Below are 23,376 nucleotides of genomic sequence, written 5' to 3'. Positions count from 1 at the left end.
GGCCCTGTTAAACCATATGTGAAGCGCCAGTCTTGCAAGCCGGCGCTGGCTTGTCCATGGCGCAGGCCAGGGAAGGCATGCTCTCATTTGGTTGAGGTTGCCGATGATTGTACGCAGACCGCCGGTCGGATAACGCTGGTGACGCTGATTTTGAATGACGATTCGCCGGCCCGCCGGCGCCGCCGGCTCAGGGACTGGGAATGCCGTATCTTTCGAGGGTCGTTGTCGCCGTCGCGACCACTGTTTTGCTCGCCGGCTGCTATACGACGACGCCGGACCCGCAGGTTTCCAGCCGCGACGCCGAATGGCTGGCCCAGGTTCCCAAAGCCGAACAGGACCCGATCTACGCCCGCTACCTGATGAAGGACGACACCGGCGAGAAGCCGGGAACCATCATCGTCGACACCAGGGCCCGCCAGCTTTATTACGTGCTGCCCGGCGGCAAGATGATGCGCTACGGCGTCGCCGTCGGCAACGAAGCCTTTGGCTGGACAGGAACCGCCATGGTGCAGCGCAAGGCCGAGTGGCCGGACTGGCATCCCCCGGCGGAGATGAAACAGCGCTGGCCGCATGTGCGCGACACGAAGGGCGGCCCTGGCAATCCGCTGGGCGCGCGGGCGCTGTACCTTTACCAGAACGGCAGGGACACCCTGTACCGCATCCACGGCACCAATGAGCCGGAGAAGATCGGCCGCGCCGAATCGTCCGGCTGCATCCGCATGCGCAATATCGACGTCATCGACCTCTATAACCGCGTGCAGACCGGCGCGAAGGTGATCGTCAGATAAAGCGATTTTTGACGAAACGCCGCCGCCTTTGCCAAAAGGCGCCCAAGGGCAGCGCCGTCATCCTAGGGTTCCACACACCGCATCGCCAGCCGTTCCACGCGCTCGTCCACGCCCGCCCGGACCGCCGAACGCGGCAGCGAAGCGGCGGCGTCACCGCCAACGGACGACGCGGAGCCCGACCGCCTCACCCGACCCCCGGCATTGTGGACATGCGCTCCGGCGCCGGCCGGCAATCCGGAGATGCCTTCCAGTCCAAACTCTCGCCGCAACGCCTCATTGCCGGCCCGCAGGGCCTCGTTTACACCCGCCAGTTGATCAGCATTCAGCGCCGGCATGAAACCGGCAGACCGCGCGCCTGTTCTCACGGCGGCGGCGTCGGAAAAGCGCCGGCTGATGTCCAGGAATGCCACCTCATCGGGATCAAACAGCAGCGGTTCTACCTCTGGCGGGACGCCCGGTATCCCGCGCCAATCTATCTCCACCGTCTCCGCGCGACGCTGGCGCTCTGGCATGGAATGGGCGACCGGCCTGGCCAGGCTGGAGTCACGGAGTGGCGCTACGGACGTCGGAGGCTTCAGCGCCGTCGGGGTCCGCGCCGGCAATGGTTTTATCCCCCCGCCGGACTTGGGGCGGGGACGCGCTGTTGGCGTCTCATGACTGTTGCCGGCCATGCTCCAGAACATGAATCCAAACAGGCCGAGCGGCACGAAACTCGATTGTTGCTGATCCTGATCTTCGTCATCGCTGGAACTTCCCATCGCACGCTCCTTTCTTTCAGGGCGATAATGACAGCTTGGGCAGGCCCGGCGGCAAACGGCGCAAGCCGGGTGGCCTGAATATCTGTCAGGGGCTCGCCAGAGAAGCGTGAAGCAGCGCCGCGCCAGGGCGTTGTGACCAACGCGCCAGGGGCGCGGACCGCACGTCCGTTGTAACAGCATGGACGCCCTGCACCTCATGCGCGGGGCCAATGAGCCGGTGGAGATCGGCTGCGCCGGGGCTGGCAGGCTGCGTCCGCAACAGCGATGTTTTCAGCCATATGGCCGTGTGCAACCGGCGAAGGTAATCGGCAGGCAAGCGTGACGCCGGCTCTACCCGCGAGCAAGGTCCTGCGCCCGGCCGCGCCCCAGCGTCCAGGCGACTGATCATAAACTTGTTGACATAGCCTCAAAAACAGCTGACAGCCGCCGGCGTTCACGTTCTGTCGCGACGGAGCCCACAGAGTCAACCCTATGCAGGATCGGCGTTTCATCGCGCACGGCGCCCAGGCGGTCCGCTGCAGGGCAGGCCGCGCGCGGCATGTCGGTTAACGCGCCTTCCTGGCTGGCCGACCGCCAGGGAGCCATGCTTCCGCCCACGTCGCCGACGCTGCCCCCATATCCTGCAGGGCCCATGTCTCCTGCAGGACCCATGACGTCCCAGGGCGCCCGGTCGCCTTCCCGCCCAAGACTCGCCACTCCATCGCCGCCGTTCTGCATTGCATCCAGCAGACCCGCTTGCCGTGCGGGCGGAGGAACGCTGGTCGCCGACGCAGGCGCGCGACGCCAGAATGCAGCGGGCCGCCAGCGCGAAAACAGATCTCGCACAGGTTTCGTCGTGTATTCCAGCAATGCCTCCTGGATATCACCGAGAGCGGGACCTTTCCGGCGCACTTCCAGGGAAGTGGGTGGGGCAAGTGGCAATGACTTCAGCTCCCCGCCGGGCCTGGGGCGGGGACGCGCTGTTGGCTCCGCCCCATGACTGCTGCCGGCCATGCTCCAGAACATGAAGCCAAACAGGGCAAGCGGTCCGAAATTCGACGGTTGCTGATCCTGATCCTGATCCTCGTCGTCGTTGGAACTTCCCATCGCAGGCTCCTTTCTTTCGGAGCGACAATGACAGACCAGGCCGGTCCCCGGCAGCCGCGGGCGCAGGCCGGTTGACCTGGCCTTCCAGCCGCCAGGCGCTGCTTCATTCAACAGCGCACTTGAAGAGATGGCGCGAAAGCAGAGGCCAGCTGCACATGTCCGTTCCTGAACATTTCCTGGAAACCCGATCACGAAACGCCCTGTGCGGCTGCCTGACGCGCTTTGGCGCGCCATTTCAGCCTGCCTTCGAGAAAGCGCCTGGCGCTTTTCTCAAAGGCGCCTCACCCGCGCGGCAGCGCCTGGGTGAAGCGCACCGTCTCGCCCTGGGACGGCGTGGTCAGTTCGCCTTCCCACATCACCACGTGCCCGCGCACCACCGCGCCCACCGGCCAGCCGGTGACGGAGACGCCGTCATAGGGCGTCCAGGCGCAGCGCGAGGCAATCCAGCTGTTGCGGATGGTTTCCGTGCGCTTCAGATCGACCACGGTGAAATCCGCGTCATAGCCGACGGCGATGCGCCCCTTGCGGGCGATGCCGAACAGCCGGGCCGGGCCGGCGCTGGTCATGTCGACGAAGCGCGCCAGGGTCATGCGCCCCTCGGCCACATGGTTGAGCATGGTGGGAACCAGCGTCTGCACCCCGGTCATGCCGGAGGGCGAATCCGGATAGGCTTTCGCCTTCTCTTCCAGTGTGTGGGGGGCGTGGTCGGAGCCGAGAATGTCGGCGACGCCCTGGGTCACGCCCTCCCAGATGCCGGCGCGGTGAGCGGCGTCGCGCACCGGCGGGTTCATCTGCACCAGGGTTCCCAGCCTGTCGTAAGCCTCCGGTCCGGCCAGCGTCAGGTGATGCGGCGTCACCTCGCACGAGGCCACGTCCTTGCAACCGGCGAGAAACCGCATCTCATCGGCGGTCGAAATGTGCAGCACGTGGATCGCCGCGCCCTCGTTGCGGGCGATGCGCACCAGCCGCTCGGTGCAGCGCAGCGCCACTTCGGCCGAACGCCACACCGGATGGCTCGACGGATCGCCGGGGACGCGCAGGTCCTTGCGCTCCCGCAACATCATCTCGTCTTCGGAGTGGAAAGCGGCGCGGCGGCGCGTCTGACGCAGGATGCGGCCAACCCCCTCGTCGTCCTCCACCAGCAGATCGCCGGTGGACGAACCCATGAACACCTTGATGCCGGCGGCGCCAGGCAGACGCTCCAGTTCAGGAATCTCGGCGGCGTTGTCATGGGTGCCGCCAACCCAGAAGGCGAAATCGCAGTGCATGCGGTGATGGCCGCGCCGCACCTTGTCGGCCAGCGCCTCCGCCGTCACTGTCTGCGGGTTGGTGTTCGGCATTTCGAACACCGCCGTGACGCCGCCCATGACGGCGGCGCGGGAGCCGGTTTCCAGATCTTCCTTGTGATCGAGCCCCGGCTCGCGAAAATGCACCTGGGTGTCGATAACCCCCGGCAGAACGGTGAGGCCGCGGCAATCAATGACGCGCCCGGCCTTCGACGGATCGACCGCGCCGATATGCACGATGCGGCCATCGCGCACCGCGACGTCGCGCACGCCCTCGCCATCCTGGTTGACGACATTGCCGCCCGCGAGAACGAGATCGTAAATATCGGCCATCAGCCTGTTCTCCTGCCTGCGCCCCGTCCGCCCACTTTTCAAACCACACCATTCCGGCATGTTGGAACCGGCGCAAGGTGGGATTATGTCAGCCAGCACAGGCGCGCAAGCGCCGCGCGTTTACCCAGGGCAAAATCCGTTCAGGTTGAGCCGGATTTTCGCTATATCACTTTGAATTCATGCGTTTTACCAACGGGAAGCGTCGCCTGCTTCTCTGGAAAACGCGCCAGGAGAACGCCGATGCCGGTCGCACATCTGTCAGATCGCGGAGTCGTTTCCGTCACAGGCGCCGACGCCGCCAGCCTGCTGCAGGGGCTGGTGACCTGCGATATCGACCGCCTGCAACCGGGGGAGGCCAGCCTGGGCGCCCTGCTGACCCCCCAGGGCAAGATCCTGTTCGATTTTCTCATCGTGCATGCCCCGGCGGGAACCCTGCCCGGCCTGGAAAACGGCGGCTTCCTGCTCGATGTCGCCGCCGCCAGCGCCGCCGATCTCGCCAAACGGCTGAACTTCTACAAGCTGCGCGCGAAAGTGGTTGTCAGCAACCACGGCGATGATTTCGCCGTCGCCGTCCGCTGGAATGACGAGGGGCCACAGCTTCCGGGCCTGGTCTGGGTTGATCCCCGCCTCGGCGCCCTCGGCCAGCGCGCCGTCGCGCCGGCGGCGGCCGTCGCCGGCACAGCGGACGCCGACGCGAATGCCGCCCATATGGCTGCCTGGCGCGCCCACCGCATCGCTTTGGCCGTGCCCGAAGGCGGGGCGGATTATGCTTTCGGCGACGTGTTCCCCCATGAAGCGGACCTCGACCAGCTCGGCGCCGTCGCTTTCGACAAGGGCTGCTATATCGGTCAGGAGGTGGTGTCGCGCATGCACCATCGCGGCACGGCGCGCACCCGCATGGTTGCCGCCCGCCTTGAAGCAGACGCCATCGCCAGCCAGGGCGACGACATCATGGCCGGCGAAAAACGCCTTGGCGACATCCGCGCCCGCGCCGGGGCGCACGCCATCGCCATGGTGCGGCTCGATCGTTACGCCGACGCGCTCGCCAACAATGTAACGCCGACGGTTGGCGGCGCCCCCGTGACCCTGACGCGGCCAGTCTGGGCGACCTTCGACATGGCGGGGAACTGAACAGCAACGTCACCGTTGGCCTTGCATTTGTTCCTTATATGTTCTTCAATGCGCCCACAGATTGTGGCGCGGGGGGAGCGGATCATGGCGGAAACTGGCGGAGCCCTCAGCGGCAATGATCTGATCATCCACGGCGATGGCCGCGCCCGTTGCTGGTGGCCGGGAACCGATCCGCTCTACGTGGCGTATCACGATGAGGAATGGGGCGTGCCGGAGCATGATGACCGCGCCCTGTTCGAGAAGCTGATTCTCGATGGCTTCCAGGCTGGCCTGTCGTGGATCACCATCCTGCGCAAGCGCGACGGCTTCCGCCGGGCCTTCGCCGGTTTCGAACCGGAGGCCATCGCCCACTTTGGCGACGACGACGTCACCCGGCTGATGAACGACGCGGACATCGTGCGTAACCGGGCCAAGATCGTCGGGACCATCGCCAGCGCCCGTGTCTGGCTCGATATCCAGGAAAAGCAGGGGTTCTCCCGTTTTCTCTGGGATTTTGTCGACGGCGCTCCGGTGCAGAACCGCCTGCGCTCCCGCGCCGACGCGCCCACCGAAAGCGAAGCCTCGCGGCGCATGTCGAAGGAACTGAAGGCGCGCGGCTTCAAGTTTTGCGGCCCCACCATCACCTATGCCTTCATGCAGGCGGTGGGCATGGTCAACGACCATCTGGTCGACTGCTACCGCCATGGCGCATGCGCCGCCTGCACCAGTCACGCCAACCCGGCGCCCCTGCGCTGCGATGACGGAGCCGCCGCCGGATAGGGCGTTTCCGGGAGCAGCAGGGGCGGCGCTGGGCGTCATGACCGTCGCCAGCGCTGGTTCAGCAAATTTGTCCAGGAAAAGCTGTTCAGGAACACTGCCCTTGACGCGCAAAGACACCAAGGCTCCGCCCCGCGCCTGGCAACGCATGCTGTCGGGACGCCGGCTCGATCTGCTCGATCCCTCGCCGCTGGATATTGAGATCGCCGACATCGCCCATGGCCTGGCCCGGGTGGCGCGCTGGAACGGCCAGACCCTGGGGCCGGCGATTTTTTCGGTCGCCCAGCACTGCGTCTTCGTCGAGGCCATCGCCGCCGACCTGCACCCACACCTGTCGCGCAAGGGCCGGCTGACGGTGCTGCTGCACGACGCGCCGGAATACGTTATCGGCGACATGATCTCACCGTTCAAGGCGGTGCTCGGCGACGACTACGGCCGGGTCGAACTGCGGCTTCAGGAGGCGGTGCATCGTCGCTTCGGCCTGCCAGCGCGGACCGCGCCGCTGATCCATCGCATCGTCAAGCAGGCCGACCGTCAGTCCGCCTGGCATGAAGCGGTCCGGCTGGCAGGCTTCGACGCGGAGGAGGCCAGCGCCCTGTTCGGCCCGCCACTGCCCCTGTCCTTCGCCATCGACGATTTCCTCGCGCCCTGGAGCGCCGACGACGCCAGCCAGCGCTTCCTGCAACGCTTCGCCTGTCTGTGCGAGGCCGAGGTCCAGGCCGAAATCCACGACGCCAGCCAACAGGACAGAGCCCGCGCCACCCCATGAAGGCGCATCATGAAAGCGCATGCAGTCAATGAGATAGCTGGATATCCCGATTCATTTCCCAGGACGCCGTCCCGGCCCACCCGGCTTCCCTGACGAATTTCAACGTTTTCCCCGGTTGCAACCGGGCCATGGGCGACAGAGCCTGAACGACGTTTTCCCGTCGCCGTCAATGACCTGGCGGCGAACAGCGATTCTGAATCAGAACGTGAGGAATTGCGCGCAAACGGGCCGCGCCGGATCCGGCGCGGCGTTCCATCGCTCCGGAGAATCTGGGCCGGAATGAGTTAAGATATCGCCAATACGCCCCGGCCTGGCGACTTGCCCCCCGTATGTTGCTGGGCGCGGTCCCTGACCATTTTGTGAGCGGCCGGCGCCGGTGAGGCGCGAGGCGGCGAGGCCGGGCAAGAGGAACCCGCAAAAGTCCAGCACGACCAACGTCATATCCCCTCCTGCTGAATCAGGTTTTCCGCCGGATCGCCGCCAACGCCCGCCGCCGTCACGGACCTGGCAAAAAGCGGACCTCCGGTCAGATTTCACAATTCCGGTCATTTGCGGCTAAGAAATCAGCCAAACCGGGCGATGATCGCGAAGGGAGACAACCTTGGACAGCGAACTGACACTTCTCGTCCTGCTCGTGCTGTCCATCCCGGTCATCGCCATTGTCGCCCTGTTTCTGAGCGTCGGCGCCCGCAACCGCGCCTCCCTGCTGGAGGCCCGGGTGATGCGGCTGGAGCAGACCATCGCCCAGCTCAGAACTGCGTCCGAAACCACCGCAACCCGGGCGACCCCACAACAGGCGCCCACCGCCCCGCCCGCTGAAGCATCTCCCGCTCCAGCCGCCGCCAGTCCTCCGAAACCGGCCATGGACCCGGGCGCCGCCGCGCCTCCCTCCGCGCCGCCAAAGCCCGCGACAACAGCCCATGGCCAGGGCTCCACCCCCGCACCCCCTGCATCGCGCAAAGCAAAAGCCGACGGTCGCAGCCTCGAAGAAAAGCTGGGCGCGCGCTGGAGCGTCTGGGTCGGCGCCCTGGCCCTGGCCATTGGCGGCCTGATGCTGGTTCGCTTCAGCATCGAGGAAGGTTATTTCGGCCCTGCCGCGCGCGTGCTGCTTGGGCTGGCGCTTGGTCTTGGGCTGACCGGCGCCGGCGAATGGCTGCGGCGCCGCGACCTGCGCGCCGGCCGGGCGGCGGCCGTCGCCGATCACCCCTTCGCCGCGCCCGGCGCCCCCGCCGCCCTCACCGCCGCCGGCGCCGCGACCATCTTCGGCTCGGTTTACGCGGCTTATGCGCTCTACGCCTTTATCGGTCCGGCGCTGGCCTTCGTCGTTCTCGGCGTCGTCGCGGTGTTGGCCATGTTCAGCGCGGCGCTGCAAGGCCCGGCGCTGGCCGCGCTTGGTCTGCCGGCCGCGCTCGCCGCGCCCCTGCTGGTTGCGTCGAACCAGCCCAACTACTGGGCGCTGACGCTTTATCTTGCCGCCGTGGTCGGCGCCGCTTACGCGCTCGCCCGCATCCGGCGCTGGCGCTGGCTGGCTGGCGCCGCCGCCGTCGGCGCATGGTTGTGGGGACTGGCGCTGGTTTCCGCCGGCCATGACGCGCCGCTCGCCGTCAATGCGCACATCATTATCCAGTTGTTGCTGGCAGCCGCCGTGCTGGCGGCGGAGCCCCACTGGCGCACGCCGGACGCGCAGGCGCGGCCAGACTGGTTCGCCCTCATGGCGCTCACCGCGTTCACGGTGCTCGGCTTCGCCGCATCCGACCTGCCGCTGACGCCGGCGGCGCGCATGCTCGCTGGCGGCGCCATGGCGGGGCTGCTGTTCGCCGCGGGCTGGCGCATCGCCGCCGTGGCGCCGGCCACGGTGCTGGCCGGCGCCATCACCGCCGGCGCCCTGTGGAACTGGCGCGTCGTCGCGCTGGCCATGCAGGAGCCGCAAACCCTCGCCCCTGGCGGCGTCGGCGCCCATCCGATGCCGGAGAACCTCGCGGTCTATCTCGCCTTCGCCCTCATCGCCGGCTTCGCCATCGCCGCCGGCGCCCTGCGCCGTCTGCTGGCCGGGCGCGAACTGCCCCTGTTCGCCGCCGCCAGCCACGCCGCCGCCGCGACGCTGACGCCGCTTGGCGTCATGACCGTGGTGTGGATGAAGATCGCCGGTTTTGCCGTCAGCATTCCCTTCGCCATCGTCGCCGCCGTGCTGGCGCTGGCCGGCGTGGCGCTGACGGCGCGGCTGCGCGCCGGGCCGGAAAGTGCGTCGCCCAACCGCCAGCTTGCCGTCGGCGCCCTTGCCTCCGGGGCTGTCGCCGCCGTGGCCCTCGGCCTCACCTTCGCGCTCGACAAGGGCATGCTGACCGTGGCCTTCGCCCTCGCGGCGGCGGGCGCGGCCTGGGTGGCGGCGCGGCTTGAGCTTCCCGCCCTGCGCTACGCGGTGGGCGCCCTCGGCCTCATCATCCTCGGCCGCCTGGTCTGGAACCCGGCCATCGCCGCCCATGGCGCCATGGGAACGACGCCGGTGTTCAACTGGCTGCTCTGGGGCTATGGCGTCCCGGCCCTCGCCTTCTGGACCGCATCCACGTTGCTGGCGCGCCACCGCCGCGACCGGATCACCGGCCTGTGCGAAAGCCTGGCCATCATCTTCTCGACGCTGCTGGTTCTGTTCGAGATCCGCCACGCCCTCAACGGCGGCGATCCGTTCCGCGTCGCGTCCGGTCACCTCGAAACCGGGCTGCTGGCCAGCAGCTCCCTGCTGTTCTCGCTGGCCCTGTCGCGCATGAACCGGCGAAGGGCCGATCCGGTCTATCGCGTCGCCAGCCTGGCTTTCATGGCCGTTTCGACGGCGCTGATCGTCATGGGCCTGTTCGTGCTCGTCAATCCGCTGTTTACGGGTGAAGTCGTGATTGGCGGCGCCCTGTTCAATTCGCTGATCCCCGCTTACCTCGTCCCGGCGCTCATTGCCGGGGGGCTGGCGACGCTGAACCGCGCATTCTGGCCGCGCTGGCGCACCCTGGCGACCGCCGTGCTCGGCCTCGCCCTGTTCACGGCCTGGGTGATGCTGGCCATCCGCCGTTATTTTCAGGGGCCCGTGCTCTCCATATGGCGGAGCGCCGGCGAGGCGGAATGGTGGTGCTACACCGCCGCGCTGCTGGTCATTGGCGTCGGCCTGCTGGCCTGGGGCCTGGCGCGCCAGCGCCGCCTGGCGCGTCTCGCCTCGGCGCCGTTCATTGTCGCGGCGGTGCTCAAGGCCTTCCTGTTCGACATGGCCAGTCTCGACGGCGTCTGGCGCGCCCTGTCGTTTATCGGGCTTGGCCTGGTGCTGATCGGCATCGCCCGCGCCTACCAGCTGCTGCTCTACCCGCCATCGGCGCGCCAGGCGCGCGACGGGAGTGCGGCCGGAAGCGCCGCCGAAAGTGCGGACGGGGGTGCGGACGGCGACGTTTCCGCGTAAAAGGACCCTCTTTGGAAGGCGCGAAGGAAACAGGCCAGAATGACCGGACCCGAGATGACCAGTCCATCGCCCGGAACGACCGCCGGAAAAAACCCCGGCGACATCGCCGCGCTGCCGTTCGAGGCCGCCATGTCCGAGCTGGAGGCCATTGTGCGCCGGCTGGAGGAAGGGCGCGTCGAACTGGAGGAATCGATCGCCATCTTCGAACGCGGCGAGGCGTTGAAGCGGCATTGCGAAATGCTGCTGCGCAACGCGGAAGCCCGTATCGAGAAAATCGCCCTCGGGCCGGACGGCGCGCCGGCCGGCGTGGTCCCGCTGGATCCGCAGGAATAGGGCGGCAAATCCGCTTCCCAATCCGCGTCCCCCCGCGTGGCGCTGTGTCGCGGGCTTTGACCTGCGGCCCCTGAAGGCTTATGTCCAGCAGGCGCGCGGGCTCTCCCGTTTCCGGAGAATTCGTGGCGCGGCAACCGGTTGAAGGTACGTTACTTTGGCAGTCGAGACCCCGCTCCTCGATCAAGCGCGCATTCCCGCCGACCTGCGGGCGTTTCCTGAAAGCGATCTGCCGCAGATCGCCGCCGAGCTGCGCGCTGAAACCATTGACGCGGTCTCGGTCACCGGCGGCCATCTCGGCGCCGGCCTCGGCGTGGTCGAGCTGACCGTCGCCCTGCACTATGTTTTCAACACGCCGGATGACCGCATCATCTGGGACGTCGGCCACCAGGCCTATCCGCACAAGATCCTGACCGGGCGCCGCGACCGCATCCGCACCCTGCGCCAGGCCAATGGCCTCTCCGGCTTCACCAAACGGGCCGAGAGCGAATACGACCCCTTCGGCGCCGCCCACTCGTCCACCTCGATCTCCGCTGGCCTCGGCATGGCGGTGGCCAGCGAACTGAAGGGCGAGCGGCGCAACGTGGTTTGCGTCATCGGCGACGGCGCCATGTCCGCCGGCATGGCCTATGAGGCCATGAACAACGCCGGCGCGCGCGGCGAGCGGCTGATCGTCATTCTCAACGACAACGACATGTCGATCGCCCCGCCGGTTGGCGCCATGTCAGCCTACCTGGCCCGGCTGGTCTCGGGCGGCGCTTACCGCTCCCTGCGCGAGATCGGCAAGCAGCTGGCCAGCAAACTGCCGCGCTTCTTCTACCGCAACGCCCAGCGCGCCGAGGAATACGCCCGCGGCATGCTCACCGGCGGCACCCTTTTCGAGGAGCTTGGCTTCTTTTACGTCGGCCCGATCGACGGCCACAATCTGGAGCACCTGCTGCCAGTGCTGAAAAACGTGCGCGACGCGGAAAACGGCCCGGTGCTGGTGCACGTGGTGACCCAGAAGGGCAAGGGCTACCCGCCGGCGGAGGCTTCCGCCGACAAATACCACGGCGTCGTCAGCTTCGACGTGGTCACCGGGGCCCAGAGCAAACCCAAGGCCAACGCCCCCGCCTATACCCGGGTGTTCGCCGATGCGCTGATGGCCGAGGCGCGGGCCGACGACCGGGTCGTCGCCGTCACCGCCGCCATGCCCTCCGGCACCGGGCTCGACCTGTTCGGCAAGGAATTTCCCACCCGCACCTTCGATGTCGGCATCGCCGAGCAGCACGCCGTCACCTTCGCCGCCGGCATGGCGACGGAAGGCTACAAGCCGTTCTGCGCCATCTACTCCACCTTCCTGCAGCGCGCCTATGACCAGGTGGTGCATGACGTGGCGTTGCAGAACCTGCCGGTGCGCTTCGCCCTCGACCGGGCCGGCCTCGTCGGCGCCGATGGCCCGACCCACGCCGGCGCCTTCGACATCGCCTATCTCGCCTGCCTGCCCAACATGGTGGTGATGGCCGCCGCCGATGAGGCGGAGCTGGTCCACATGGTCGCCACCGCGGCGGCCCATGACGACGGCCCCATCGCCTTCCGTTATCCGCGTGGCGAGGGCGTTGGCGTCGACATGCCCGAGCGCGGCGTTCCGCTGCCCATCGGCAAGGGCCGTATCGTGCGCGAAGGCTCCCGCGTCGCCCTGCTGTCGCTGGGCACGCGCCTCGCCGAGGCGCTGAAGGCGGCGGAAGATCTGGAGGCGCGCGGCCTCTCCACGACGGTGGCCGACGCCCGCTTCGCCAAGCCACTGGATCTGGAGCTGATCCTGCGGCTGGCGCGCACCCACGAGGTGCTCATCACCATCGAAGAGGGCTCCGTCGGCGGTTTTGGCTCGTGGGTTTTGCAGGCGCTGTCCGATCACGGCGCGCTCGACGGCGGCCTGAAGGTGCGCGCCATGACGCTGCCGGATGCGTACCAGGATCACGACAAGCCGGAGCGCATGTACGCCGACGCGGGCCTTGACGCCGCCGGCATCGTGCGCAAAGCACTGTCGGCCCTCGGGCCGGCGACCGCCGCCGCGCACGCCGCGCCGCGCCGGGCGGGCTGACGGATCATGGCGCGCGAACGCGCCGATACGGAAACCGCGCGCGATCGCGCCGACCGGGTGCTGACGGCGCGTGGTTTTTTCGACAGCCGCGCCAAGGCGCAGGAGGCGATCGCCGCCGGCCTGGTGCAGGTCGACGGCAAAACCATTGCCAAACCGTCGGAGCAGATCGACGCCAATGCGGCCATCGTCGCCGGGGCGCCCTACCCCTGGGCCTCGCGCGGCGGCGTCAAGCTGGCGGCGGCGCTGGACCATTTCGGCCTCGATCCGGCCGGGAAAACCTGCGTTGATCTGGGCGCTTCAACTGGTGGTTTCACCGACGTTTTGCTGGCGCGCGGCGTTGCCCGGGTGCTGGCGGTGGACGTGGGCCACGGCCAGTTGCACCCGCGCATCGCCGCTGATCCACGGGTCGTCGTCTTCGAAGGCCAGGACGCCCGCACGGTGACGCCGGACCTGCTGGGCGGCCCCGTCGACATGGCGGTGATGGATCTGAGCTTCATCTCGCTGCGCCTGGTGCTGCCGGCGGTTCCGCCGCTGCTCAAGGCTGGCGGGCGCCTTGTGGCGCTGATCAAGCCGCAGTTCGAGGTTGGACGGGCGCTGGTCGACAAGGGGCTGGTGCGCGACGCGGCGGCGCGCCTGCGCGCCTGCGACGACGTCACGACGCTGCTGGCGCAACTGGGCTTCGCGGTCCACGGCGTCGTTCCGTCGCCCATCGCCGGCGGCGACGGCAACCAGGAATTCCTCGTGGCGGCAACCCGCGCCGCCTGAAAGCTTTTCCCGCGCGGCGGATGCAAAAAAGCGCGGGCAGCGTGCGAAACGCGCCAGATAAAAGAGATATGGTGACAATCCGGTCGGCCTGAACGGATTTTCGCCCGACTGTCAGAAAGGTCCCGCGCGTGGCGGAGCAACTCACCATTGATCATCTGGGCGCGCGCGGCGATGGCGTGGCGCTGACGCCGGATGGCCCCGTCTATGTCGACCGCGCCTTGCCGGGCGAGGTGGTGGACGTCGAGATCAGCGGCAATCGCGGCCGGCTGCTGTCGGTGGCGCAGGCCTCGCCCCAGCGGCGGACGCAGGATTGCGCATGGCAAGCCGACGCCGCGCCAGCCCAGTGCGGCGGCTGCGTCGCCCGCCATATGGCCCCGGACCTGTATGCGGGCTGGAAGACCGGCGCCGTGCGCGCCGCCCTGCAACGGGCCGGCGTCGCCGACGCCCTGCGGCCCATGGTTGACGCGCGCGGGCTGGGTCGCCGGCGCGTCACCCTGCACGGCCGGGTTTCGCCCGGCAAGCCCGCCGCTGGCTTCATGGCCCCGCGCAGCCACGATCTCATCGCCATTGACCGCTGCCTTGAACTGGAGCCGGGCCTTGACCGGGCCCCCGCCGTAGCCACGGCCCTGACCCGCCTGCTCGCCAGCTTCGGCAAGCCGCTCGACATCCAGCTCACCGCCACCCAGGCCGGGCTCGACGTCGACATTCGCGGCCTTGGCCAGAAAAACCTTGGCAAGCAGGCGGACGCCACCCGCCTGCGCCTGGTGGAAATGGCCGAAAAGCTTGACCTTGCCCGCCTGTCGCTGCACGGCGACGTGCTGGTGGAGCGCCGGCCGCCGCTGATCGCCATGGGCAAGGCCCAGGTGGTTCCGGCGCCTGGCGGCTTTCTCCAGGCCACGGCGGCGGGCGAACAGGTCCTCGCCGATCTGATGCTCGCCGCCATCGGCAAGGTGAAACGCGTCGCCGACTGCTTTTCCGGCTGCGGCCCTTTCGCCCTGCGCCTCGCCCGGCAGGCCGAGGTTCACGCCATCGAGCTGGAAGCGCCGGCGCTGGCGGCGCTCGACCGCGCGTTTCGGGCGGCCCAGGGCCTGAAGCGCATAACCACCGAGAAACGCGACCTGTTCCGCCGGCCGCTGTTCCCGCAGGAGATCGACCGTTTCGACGCCCTTGTGCTCGATCCGCCGCGCGCCGGGGCCGAGGCGCTGGCGCAGCAGATCGCCGCCGCCCAGATCGGCAAGGTGGCGTATGTGTCCTGTGATCCGGCCACCTTCGCCCGCGACGCCGCCATTCTCACCGGCGGCGGCTTCACGCTCGCGAGCGTCACGCCGGTGGACCAGTTCCGTTATTCCGCCCACACGGAAGTGATCGGCGTCTTCGAACGCCCCCGCGCATCAAAGGCGAAACGATGAGCAAGCCTGTCGCAGTCACCACGCCCACCGCCCGCCCCGCCGTCGATCTCGGCGGCTTCGCCGCCATCGTCGGCGCCCGCCACGTCGTCACCGCCCCGGCCGACATGGAGCCGCACCTGCGCGAAGCCCGCGACCTGTATCAGGGCGTCGCCCGCGCCGTGGTGAAGCCGGCGACCACGGAAGAGGTCGCCGCCGTGGTGCGTCATGCGCGCCAGCTGGGTCTGGCCGTGGTGCCGCAGGGCGGCAACACCGGCCTCGTCGGCGGCCAGATTCCCGGCGGCGACATCGACGCCATTGTCCTGTCGCTGACCCGCATGGACCGGGTGCGCGAGATCGACCCGCTCACCGACACCATGACCGTGGAGGCCGGCCTCACCCTGCTGAAGGTGCAGGAACTGGCCGAACAGGCCGACCGGCTGTTCCCCCTGTCGCTGGCCTCGGAAGGGTCCTGCACCATCGGCGGCAATATCGCCGCCAACGCCGGCGGCACGGCGGTGCTGGCCTATGGCAACACCCGCGATCTGGTCCTGGGGCTGGAGGTTGTGCTCGCCGACGGCCGCGTCTGGCATGGCCTCAACAAGCTGCGCAAGGACAACACCGGCTACGACCTGAAGGACCTGTTCGTTGGATCGGAAGGCACCCTGGGCATCGTCACCGCCGCGGTGCTCAAGCTGTTTCCGCGCCCGCGCAGCCGCGCCATTGCCTTCTGCGCCGTGGCAACGCCGGCGGCGGCGCTGGACCTGCTGATGCTGGCCAAACGTCAGGCCGGCTCCGCCCTCACCACGTTCGAACTTGTGCCGCGCATCGGCGTGGAGTTCGTGGTGAAGCACATTCCCGGCGCCCGTGACCCGCTCAGCGACGCCGCGCCCTGGTACGTGTTGCTGGAGCTGTCATCGCCAGCGGAAAGTGGCCTCGACGAAATCATGGAAGGTTTGCTGGAAGCCGCCATCGAGGGCGGCCTGGTCACCGACGCCGCCATCGCCGCCTCCCTGGACCAGCGCGCCGCCTTCTGGACCCTGCGCGAGGCGCTGTCCGAGGTGCAGAAGCACGAAGGCGGCTCGATCAAGCACGACGTTTCGGTGCCGGTGGCGCTAATCCCGCAGTTCCTCGACGAAGCCATCGCCTGCGTCACCGCCATGGTCCCTGGCTGCCGGCCGGTGCCGTTCGGCCACATGGGCGACGGCAATATCCACTTCAACGTCAACCAGCCGGCGGGCAGCGGCGACCCGGCCGAAAAGGCGGCCTATCTTGACCAGTGGGACGCCATGAACGCCGCCGTGCACGCCATCGTCGCCCGCCATGGCGGCTCGATCTCGGCCGAGCACGGCGTCGGCCGGCTGAAGCGCGACCTGCTGCCCGGTTTCAAGGATCCGGTCGCCCTCGACCTGATGCGGGCGGTGAAGCGCGCCGTCGACCCGGACGGGCTGCTGAACCCCGGGGCGGTGCTTTAACGCCCTTACGGGCCCCTCCCCGGGGCCCCATGGGGCCCCGATTTTCCCTGCTCCCCTGCCGAAACTGCTCCCGCGCTCGCCGCGAGGGAACAACGGCGCGCCGCCGCCGTTATCCTGTAGTGCGACGCGCGCCGCGGCGGAATTTACCACTGTGGGCGATGTTGATTGCGCGTCGTAACCGGCAGGCGCAAGCTTGGGCTTGCCTGTCCGGCTGGCCTGGTCCCTGCGAAGCGTCCGGTTTCGCCGTGATGGCTGCCCCGCCGGAAACCCGTTTGTTGCGCCAGATGGCGCCGCGCACAGCAACAGGAGCGGATTGGTATGGCCCAGAAAGACGATGCGCCGTCAGGCGGCGGCGCCGGCGGCAAGGTGGCTGACGAGGTAAAGAAGGGCGCCGAGGAAATCCGGCAGGCTGCCGGCGCGGCCGGCGAGGATATCGCCGACGACCTGCGCCAGCTGCGCGAGGACATCGCCCGGCTGAGCGAAACCGTCAGCGCCATCGCCGCCAGCCGGGGCTCGGCGGCCGCCTCCGCCGTCAGCGACAGCATGCGCGCGGTGAAGGACAATGTGTTCGCCACGGCGGCTGACGCGTGCAGCGCCGGCGCCGACATCGCCGGCTCGGCCCGGCAACACGCCGCCTCGTTTGCGGGCGACGTGGAAGACACCGTGCGCCGCAATCCGCTGGGGGCCATTCTCACCTCCCTCGGGGTCGGCATCCTCATCGGCCTCATGACCCGGAGCCGCTGATGTTTGGCGCGCTGATGGCCGCAGCGTCGGCGCGGATCGCGGAAACACGCCAGAACATCGTCCGGCTGGCGATTGGCGTGACGGTGGCCGTTGCGGCCGTCATCATGCTGGTCTCGGCGCTGCTCAGCGCGCTGTTTCTCACCGTGGCGTTTTACTGGGGGCCGATCGCGGCGCATCTCATCGTGGCGGGCGCCGCCCTGCTGGTCGCCGTCATCGCCCTGATCTACGCTTTCGCCCGCCCGCGTCGCAAACCGGCGCCGCTTCCGGCGGTCAACGCAGCCACCCTCGGCGCGGCCGCCGTTGACGCCGCTGCCGGCGTGGGGGCGAAAGCCGCTGGCGCCGCAACGACCCAGGCCTTCGAGGCCGCCCGTTCCGCCGGTGAAAGAATCAGGTCGATCGGCGAGGCGCTCTCCGCCGATCTGACCGGCGAACGCAAACAGCCGGTGTCCCGCAAGACGATCATCAACGCCACGCTCACCGCCGTTCTCGTGGGGCTGCTGATCGGTCGCAAGATGTAAGGCCGCCGCGGCCAGCTCCGGCAAGTTCTTCCCGCAAGTGACCATCATGTCCGCGACTGTCGCGGGCATGATGCGATTTGACGCGAAAAGCGGCGAGGATGGGCAGCCCAGCCGCGTCCAGCGGCCCCATGACACAAAAAAGTGCCGCCAAAATACAGCCAGCGGCTGCAAATCTGGCTGTCCTGGGCTCAAGCAGCATTGCCTTTTGCGATTCTATCCGTACACCCTCCCCGAACCTGGCAGGCTGGCGCGCGAGGCGTCCATCCGGGACCTTCAGGGTTCCCGACAAATGGGCGGCTCACGCTCCGGCTCCATGAAAGGGACAGTCCGATGGTCCTTGGGGAAACGCCCTCGCGCTTCCTCAAGGAGACGGGCTGCCTCTAACTCAAGAGAGTGGCGCCAATCATGACGAAGTGGGTCTACACCTTTGGCGACGGACGCGCCGAAGGCGAAGCGGGCATGAAGAACCTCCTGGGCGGCAAGGGCGCGAACCTTGCCGAAATGGCCAATCTCGGCCTTCCCGTGCCCCCCGGTTTTACCGTGACCACCGAGGTCTGCACCTGGTATTACGCCAACGGCAAGACATATCCCGCCGACCTGGAGGCGCAGGTGAACGCCGCGCTGGACCACGTCGGCACCATCACCGGCAAGACCTTCGGCGACCGGGAAAACCCGCTGCTGGTTTCGGTGCGCTCCGGCGCCCGCGCCTCGATGCCGGGTATGATGGACACGGTTCTCAATCTCGGCCTCAATGACGAAACCGTCGAGACCATCGCCCGCCTGTCCGGCGACCCGCGTTTTGCCTGGGACAGCTACCGCCGCTTCATCACCATGTATTCCGACGTGGTGCTGGGCGTTGAGCACCACCATTTCGAGGACGCCCTTGACCAGGTGAAGAACCGCAAGGGTTATGGCCTCGACACCGACCTGTCGGCCGACGACTGGAAGGGTCTGGTTGGCGTCTACAAGGATATCGTCAGCCGCGAGCTCGGCCGCCCCTTCCCCCAGGACGCGAGGGAGCAGCTCTGGGGCGCCATGGGCGCCGTGTTCGGCTCGTGGATGAACGCACGCGCCAACAAATACCGTGAACTGCACGGCATTCCGGCCAGCTGGGGCACGGCGGTCAACATCCAGGCCATGGTGTTCGGCAATCGCGGCGCCACCTCCGCCACCGGCGTCGCCTTCACCCGTAATCCCTCCACGGGCGAGCAGGAGCTGTACGGCGAATACCTCATCAACGCCCAGGGCGAGGATGTGGTGGCCGGCATCCGCACGCCGCAGGACATCACCGAGAAAGCCCGCATCGCGGCCGGCTCCGACCGGCCCTCGCTCGAGCGGGAAATGCCGGCGGTCTACGCTGAACTCGTCCGCATCTATGGCCTGCTGGAAAAGCACTATCGCGACATGCAGGACATGGAGTTCACGGTCGAGGAAGGCAAGCTGTGGATGCTGCAGACCCGCAACGGCAAGCGCACGGCGCGCGCCGCCCTGCGCATCGCCGTTGATCTGGCCAGCGAAGGTCTGCTGACGAAGGAAGAAGCGGTGCTGCGCGTCGAGCCCCAGGCGCTCGACCAGCTGCTGCACCCGACGCTTGACCCCAGGGCCGCCCGCACCCTTGTCGCCAGCGGCCTGCCGGCCTCCCCCGGCGCCGCCTGCGGCGAGATCGTGTTCTCGTCCGATGAGGCCGAGGACGCACGCAAGGCCGGCCGCCGCGTCATCCTGGTGCGCATTGAAACCAGCCCGGAAGACATCCACGGCATGCACGCCGCCGAAGGCATCCTGACGACGCGCGGCGGCATGACCTCGCACGCCGCCGTGGTGGCCCGCGGCATGGGCAAACCCTGCGTCTCCGGCGCCGGCTCCATCCGCGTCGACTACAAGGCCCAGACCATGACGGTCGGCGGCCATGTCTTCAATCGCGGCGATGTCATCACCCTCGATGGCGGCACGGGCGAGGTGTTCGCCGGCGCGGTGCCGACGGTCGAGCCGGAACTGTCGGGCGAGTTCGCCACCCTGATGGGCTGGGCCGACGCCGGCCGCCGCCTCAAGGTGCGCGCCAACGCCGACACGCCGCGCGACGCCACCACCGCGCGCAATTTCGGCGCCGAAGGCATCGGCCTGTGCCGCACCGAGCACATGTTCTTCGACGCCGACCGCATCATGACCATGCGCGAGATGATTCTCGCCGAGGATGCGGATGGTCGCCGCGCCGCGCTGGCCCGCCTGCTGCCCATGCAGCGTTCGGACTTCGCCGAGCTGTTCACCCTGATGGCCGGCCTGCCGGTCACCATCCGCCTGCTCGACCCGCCGCTGCATGAGTTCCTGCCGCACACCGAGGCAGATATCGAAGAGGTGGCGAAAGCTATCGGCGCCTCGCCGGAGAAGGTGCGCCGGCGCGCCCAGGAGCTGCACGAGTTCAACCCGATGCTCGGCTTCCGTGGCTGCCGCCTGGCGGTCGCCTATCCGGAAATCGCCGAAATGCAGGCCCGGGCCATCTTCGAGGCCGCCGTTGAGGCGTCGAAGAAGACCGGCCAGCCGGTGATCCCGGAAGTGATGGCGCCGCTGGTCATGACCCGCGCCGAGCTGGACCTGGTCAAGGCCCGCATCGACGCCATGGCCGCCGCCGTGCAGCAGGAAACCGGCGCCAGCTTCACGTATCAGGTCGGCACCATGATCGAGCTGCCGCGCGCCGCCCTGCGCGCTGGCGAGATCGCCGAATCGGCGGAGTTCTTCTCCTTCGGCACCAACGACCTGACCCAGACCACCCTCGGCATCAGCCGCGACGACGCCGGCTCGTTCCTCGGAACCTACACGGCCGCCGGCCTGCTGCCGGCTGATCCGTTCGTCACCATTGATCAGGAAGGGGTGGGCGAACTGGTGCGCATCGGCGTCGAGCGCGGCCGCAAGACGCGCGCCGGCCTGAAGGTCGGCATCTGCGGCGAGCACGGCGGTGACCCGGCCTCGGTCGCCTTCTGCGAGGAAACCGGCCTCGATTACGTCTCCTGCTCGCCCTACCGCGTGCCGATCGCCCGCCTCGCCGCCGCCCAGGCCGCCATCCGCGCAAAGGGCGTGCGGTAAGGCGCGCCTTTCATACGGCAAATCCTCAGACAGGCCGGCGCCCGCGCCGGCCTGTTTCGTTTGCGCCGCGGCCGCGCCCTTTGTTCCACACCGGAACATCCAGGCCGCCGGCTTTACCGTTTCTAAACGCTGTTGCGTGATTCTTTCGTTGTCGCCGGATCAGATTCCCCGGCCCCGGCTCCCGGCCTCACGACCGGATATATGGCAGCGAAACCATGCGTTTGCGTCGCAACAGAATGAAATGGCTTTGCGCCACGACCGCGCCTTGGGCCCTCGGGGTCGGCATGCTCGTGTCATTCACGGCCAGCGCCGGGCAGGATCTCAGCGTCGGCGTCAGCACTGGCCCGGCTCCGGTAAAATATGCCATTCTCGATCAGGGCGATCTGGTGCCGCAGGCGCCGGGCCTTGTCGCGGCGACGCTTGGTCTTTCCGGCGCCAGCCTGGGCGCGCCGCGACAGGCGGCGGGGATCCATCTTGCCTCATACACAAACGACGCGGACCTGCGGCTGTTCCCCGGCCCTGACGAGGTTGGTCAGGCCCCGCGCGACGATCTGAAACAGCATGTGCGTCGCCTTTCCGACCCGCGTTTCCCGGAGGTGCAGCGCCAGCGCAAGGGCGACCCGCAGACGGCGCTGCGCTCCACCCTGAGCCGCACCGGACGCGACGCCGCCTGGATACGGCCCGCCACCCACGCCGGCCGGCTCCTGTTTGCCCGCGACGACCGGCTGTTGCCGCGCACCATCCTGATGGAAGGCCCGGTGGAAGTGCCGGCGCTCGAGGACGTATTGCGCTTCGAAGCCATGGATGACGAGAACGACGGCGCCACCGCGCAGCAGAGCGCCGAGTCGTCACCGGTCGCCCCCTCGGCCATCGCCACCGGCCCGACCGACGGGCCGGACGCATCCGGCCTCGCGGACGGCCCCACGCCGGAGGAGGCGCGCAAGCTGTTTGGCAGCGCCCGTCGCGCCGCCACCTTCTCCTGGCGCCGCCCCAGCGACGCCCGCGACGGCGGCACGCCGGCGACGCCGCGCGCCATGGCGCTCGCCTCCGCCACGCCGGCGCCGCCGGAAGCCACGCCCATGGAAATCGCCGCGGCTCCGGTCATCGTCGCGCCGGGCCAGGGGGCCTCGATCGTGGCCAGGCTCAATCCGGGCCGGCAAAGCTACGCCGGCCTCATCAGCCCCGACCACATGGCGCGCGAACAGCGCTGCCTCGCCGAGGCGGTTTATTTCGAGGCGCGGAGCGAGCCGGCCGCGGGCCAGGCCGCGGTGGCCCAGGTGGTGCTGAACCGGGTCAAGAGCGGCCTGTATCCCACCACCGTCTGCGGCGTGGTCTACCAGAACCGTCACCGCCACAACGCCTGTCAGTTCTCGTTCGCCTGCGAGGGCAAGCGCCTGGTCACCAACGAAACCGTCGCCTGGCGCCAGGCCGTGCAGATCGCCCGCGCGGTTTACGAAGGCCAGACCTATGTCGCAGAGGTCGGAGGCGCCACGCACTATCACGCTGATTATGTGCGGCCGCGCTGGGCGCGAAAGCTCAAGAAGAACGACGTCATCGGCCGCCATATCTTTTATCAGCTGCGTCCCGGCCAGACCTGAGCTTCGCGCGGCCTGGCCGCGCACGACGGGATTTCATGCGGGGAATCGCCTGCCCGATCCGCCCTGACGGACGGCAGGCGCCAGACAGGCGCGTTTTCCGGCGAAACGGCCGCGACGTCGCTGAACGCCTTGCGGAAAGCCCCCCGTGGGATCAGCGAAGTACAACCGCCTGTATTTTATCCCAGGGGCTCACTTTGCTTCAGATTTCCCGTTCCTGAAGCAAAAAACCTGACGGCGGGTCCCCGCCGTCAGGAAGCGTCAGGTCAACGCGGCCATGGGGAGCCACAGGCGGATCTCAGGAGCGCGCCTGCCGTCGCCCGCCAGCGCTGGCGCTGGCTGCCGTCCGCTCCCCGCCTTCTGGGGTGAATACGTCGTTGTACCCATATGGTCCACGCGTGCGCGGCGAAGCATAGTTCGGCGCAATCATGGGATAGGTTGGCGGCAGGTTCCACTTGGCCCGGTATTCGGCCGGCGTCATGCCGAAAGCCGCGCTCAGATGCCGCTTGAGGAACTTGAAGCGCTTACCATCTTCAAGACAGATAATGTATTCAGGCGTAACAGACCGCTTGATGGGCACGGCCGGCTTCAATTTGTTCGCCGACTCTGTTGCGGCGCCACTGAGCCGGGTCAGGGAATTGTGAACTGAATTGATCACATCTGACAGCTGCTCGCTGTCGATCTGGTTATTTTTTACATATGCCGAAACAATACTGGTCGTAAGATTGATAATATTCTCTTCGATGATGTCATCTGACACAGCCGCTCTCCTCTCAAGAAAGCTGACGAAATGTGGCAATTTTTACCGACGCAACAACAGATACAACCCCAATTCGCGGGCATATCCAGAACGCCAGGTCATGTCCATTCACCACGCATGAACCCTGGCGCAGACACACCTGCATCCGGTCAGGCGCCATCAGATCGCACAACAACCTGATGAACAAGAATTACAATAATATAATATTTTTGGCAACAACAAATATACAAAACTCATTACTTAAAATTCGATATAATCCCTGTAGATACTTTAAGGGTGAACGAACCATATCTTCCCGAA

At 67.8% G+C, this 23,376-nt stretch carries 17 protein-coding genes; 14 read left to right on the top strand and 3 right to left on the bottom strand.

Annotated elements, in window-relative coordinates:
* Nucleotides 1–200: 200 nt before the first annotated feature.
* Entirely contained in the window at nucleotides 201–788 is a 588-nt protein-coding gene (locus tag EV666_RS02275; RefSeq protein ID WP_132002314.1) for a L,D-transpeptidase, read from the top strand.
* Nucleotides 789–850: 62 nt separating this feature from the next.
* Here EV666_RS02275 and EV666_RS02270 read toward each other — a convergent pair whose 3' ends face one another.
* On the bottom strand, nucleotides 851–1,546 hold the full coding sequence (locus tag EV666_RS02270) for a hypothetical protein (RefSeq protein WP_132002311.1): 696 nt from the start codon (nucleotides 1,544–1,546) through the stop codon (nucleotides 851–853).
* 1,367 nt (nucleotides 1,547–2,913) lie between these two features.
* Nucleotides 2,914–4,251: a dihydroorotase gene (locus tag EV666_RS02265; RefSeq protein WP_132002308.1), complete on the bottom strand. Its 1,338-nt coding sequence runs from the start codon at nucleotides 4,249–4,251 to the stop codon at nucleotides 2,914–2,916.
* A 240-nt stretch (nucleotides 4,252–4,491) separates the two neighbouring features.
* Here EV666_RS02265 and ygfZ point away from each other — a divergent pair, with 240 nt between their 5' ends.
* From ygfZ to EV666_RS02200, 13 genes are all read left to right on the top strand, one after another.
* On the top strand, nucleotides 4,492–5,382 hold the full coding sequence (ygfZ, locus tag EV666_RS02260; protein WP_132002305.1) for a CAF17-like 4Fe-4S cluster assembly/insertion protein YgfZ: 891 nt from the start codon (nucleotides 4,492–4,494) through the stop codon (nucleotides 5,380–5,382).
* Between the two features lie 84 nt (nucleotides 5,383–5,466).
* The gene (locus tag EV666_RS02255) at nucleotides 5,467–6,141 is read left to right on the top strand and encodes a DNA-3-methyladenine glycosylase I (protein WP_132002302.1); all 675 of its coding nucleotides are present in this window, start codon (nucleotides 5,467–5,469) and stop codon (nucleotides 6,139–6,141) included.
* A gap of 100 nt (nucleotides 6,142–6,241) precedes the next feature.
* Nucleotides 6,242–6,907 (top strand): HD domain-containing protein, encoded by a 666-nt coding sequence (locus tag EV666_RS02250; RefSeq protein ID WP_376885976.1) that lies wholly within the window; start codon nucleotides 6,242–6,244, stop codon nucleotides 6,905–6,907.
* Between the two features lie 601 nt (nucleotides 6,908–7,508).
* On the top strand, nucleotides 7,509–10,343 hold the full coding sequence (locus EV666_RS02245; protein WP_132002299.1) for a DUF2339 domain-containing protein: 2,835 nt from the start codon (nucleotides 7,509–7,511) through the stop codon (nucleotides 10,341–10,343).
* Between the two features lie 54 nt (nucleotides 10,344–10,397).
* Nucleotides 10,398–10,676, top strand: a complete 279-nt coding sequence (locus EV666_RS02240) for an exodeoxyribonuclease VII small subunit (protein WP_132002834.1) — start codon at nucleotides 10,398–10,400, stop codon at nucleotides 10,674–10,676.
* Between the two features lie 154 nt (nucleotides 10,677–10,830).
* Entirely contained in the window at nucleotides 10,831–12,756 is a 1,926-nt protein-coding gene (gene dxs, locus EV666_RS02235) for a 1-deoxy-D-xylulose-5-phosphate synthase (RefSeq protein ID WP_132002296.1), read from the top strand.
* A gap of 6 nt (nucleotides 12,757–12,762) precedes the next feature.
* Complete coding sequence (locus tag EV666_RS02230; RefSeq protein WP_132002293.1) at nucleotides 12,763–13,521, top strand: TlyA family RNA methyltransferase; 759 nt, start codon at nucleotides 12,763–12,765, stop codon at nucleotides 13,519–13,521.
* A 128-nt stretch (nucleotides 13,522–13,649) separates the two neighbouring features.
* On the top strand, nucleotides 13,650–14,930 hold the full coding sequence (locus tag EV666_RS02225; protein WP_132002290.1) for a class I SAM-dependent RNA methyltransferase: 1,281 nt from the start codon (nucleotides 13,650–13,652) through the stop codon (nucleotides 14,928–14,930).
* Nucleotides 14,927–16,381, top strand: a complete 1,455-nt coding sequence (locus tag EV666_RS02220) for an FAD-binding oxidoreductase (protein WP_132002287.1) — start codon at nucleotides 14,927–14,929, stop codon at nucleotides 16,379–16,381. Before EV666_RS02225 ends, EV666_RS02220 begins: the two co-directional genes overlap by 4 nt.
* A gap of 318 nt (nucleotides 16,382–16,699) precedes the next feature.
* On the top strand, nucleotides 16,700–17,125 hold the full coding sequence (locus tag EV666_RS02215) for an ElaB/YgaM/YqjD family protein (RefSeq protein WP_132002284.1): 426 nt from the start codon (nucleotides 16,700–16,702) through the stop codon (nucleotides 17,123–17,125).
* Complete coding sequence (locus tag EV666_RS02210; RefSeq protein ID WP_132002281.1) at nucleotides 17,125–17,643, top strand: hypothetical protein; 519 nt, start codon at nucleotides 17,125–17,127, stop codon at nucleotides 17,641–17,643. The genes EV666_RS02215 and EV666_RS02210 overlap by 1 nt, the downstream gene beginning before the upstream one ends.
* Before the next feature lie 405 nt (nucleotides 17,644–18,048).
* Complete coding sequence (gene ppdK / locus EV666_RS02205; RefSeq protein WP_132002278.1) at nucleotides 18,049–20,721, top strand: pyruvate, phosphate dikinase; 2,673 nt, start codon at nucleotides 18,049–18,051, stop codon at nucleotides 20,719–20,721.
* A gap of 284 nt (nucleotides 20,722–21,005) precedes the next feature.
* Nucleotides 21,006–22,319 (top strand): cell wall hydrolase, encoded by a 1,314-nt coding sequence (locus EV666_RS02200; RefSeq protein ID WP_245514155.1) that lies wholly within the window; start codon nucleotides 21,006–21,008, stop codon nucleotides 22,317–22,319.
* Between the two features lie 295 nt (nucleotides 22,320–22,614).
* On the opposite strand, the gene EV666_RS02195 is transcribed toward EV666_RS02200, so the two are convergent.
* Complete coding sequence (locus tag EV666_RS02195) at nucleotides 22,615–23,076, bottom strand: Ros/MucR family transcriptional regulator (RefSeq protein ID WP_132002275.1); 462 nt, start codon at nucleotides 23,074–23,076, stop codon at nucleotides 22,615–22,617.
* Nucleotides 23,077–23,376: the final 300 nt, after the last annotated feature.

The sequence above is a fragment of the Camelimonas lactis genome, assembly GCF_004342915.1.
Classification (GTDB): Bacteria; Pseudomonadota; Alphaproteobacteria; order Rhizobiales; family Beijerinckiaceae; genus Camelimonas; species Camelimonas lactis.
This window is presented reverse-complemented; position numbering and strand designations above follow the sequence as displayed.

Coding starts and splice junctions, on each gene's coding strand:
- EV666_RS02275 (WP_132002314.1), top strand. CDS start 201: ATGCCGTATCTTTCGAGGGTCGTTGTCGCCGTCGCGACCACTGTTTTG.
- EV666_RS02270 (WP_132002311.1), bottom strand. CDS start 1,546: ATGGGAAGTTCCAGCGATGACGAAGATCAGGATCAGCAACAATCGAGT.
- EV666_RS02265 (WP_132002308.1), bottom strand. CDS start 4,251: ATGGCCGATATTTACGATCTCGTTCTCGCGGGCGGCAATGTCGTCAAC.
- ygfZ (WP_132002305.1), top strand. CDS start 4,492: ATGCCGGTCGCACATCTGTCAGATCGCGGAGTCGTTTCCGTCACAGGC.
- EV666_RS02255 (WP_132002302.1), top strand. CDS start 5,467: ATGGCGGAAACTGGCGGAGCCCTCAGCGGCAATGATCTGATCATCCAC.
- EV666_RS02240 (WP_132002834.1), top strand. CDS start 10,398: ATGACCAGTCCATCGCCCGGAACGACCGCCGGAAAAAACCCCGGCGAC.
- EV666_RS02230 (WP_132002293.1), top strand. CDS start 12,763: ATGGCGCGCGAACGCGCCGATACGGAAACCGCGCGCGATCGCGCCGAC.
- EV666_RS02220 (WP_132002287.1), top strand. CDS start 14,927: ATGAGCAAGCCTGTCGCAGTCACCACGCCCACCGCCCGCCCCGCCGTC.
- EV666_RS02215 (WP_132002284.1), top strand. CDS start 16,700: ATGGCCCAGAAAGACGATGCGCCGTCAGGCGGCGGCGCCGGCGGCAAG.
- EV666_RS02210 (WP_132002281.1), top strand. CDS start 17,125: ATGTTTGGCGCGCTGATGGCCGCAGCGTCGGCGCGGATCGCGGAAACA.
- ppdK (WP_132002278.1), top strand. CDS start 18,049: ATGACGAAGTGGGTCTACACCTTTGGCGACGGACGCGCCGAAGGCGAA.
- EV666_RS02200 (WP_245514155.1), top strand. CDS start 21,006: ATGCTCGTGTCATTCACGGCCAGCGCCGGGCAGGATCTCAGCGTCGGC.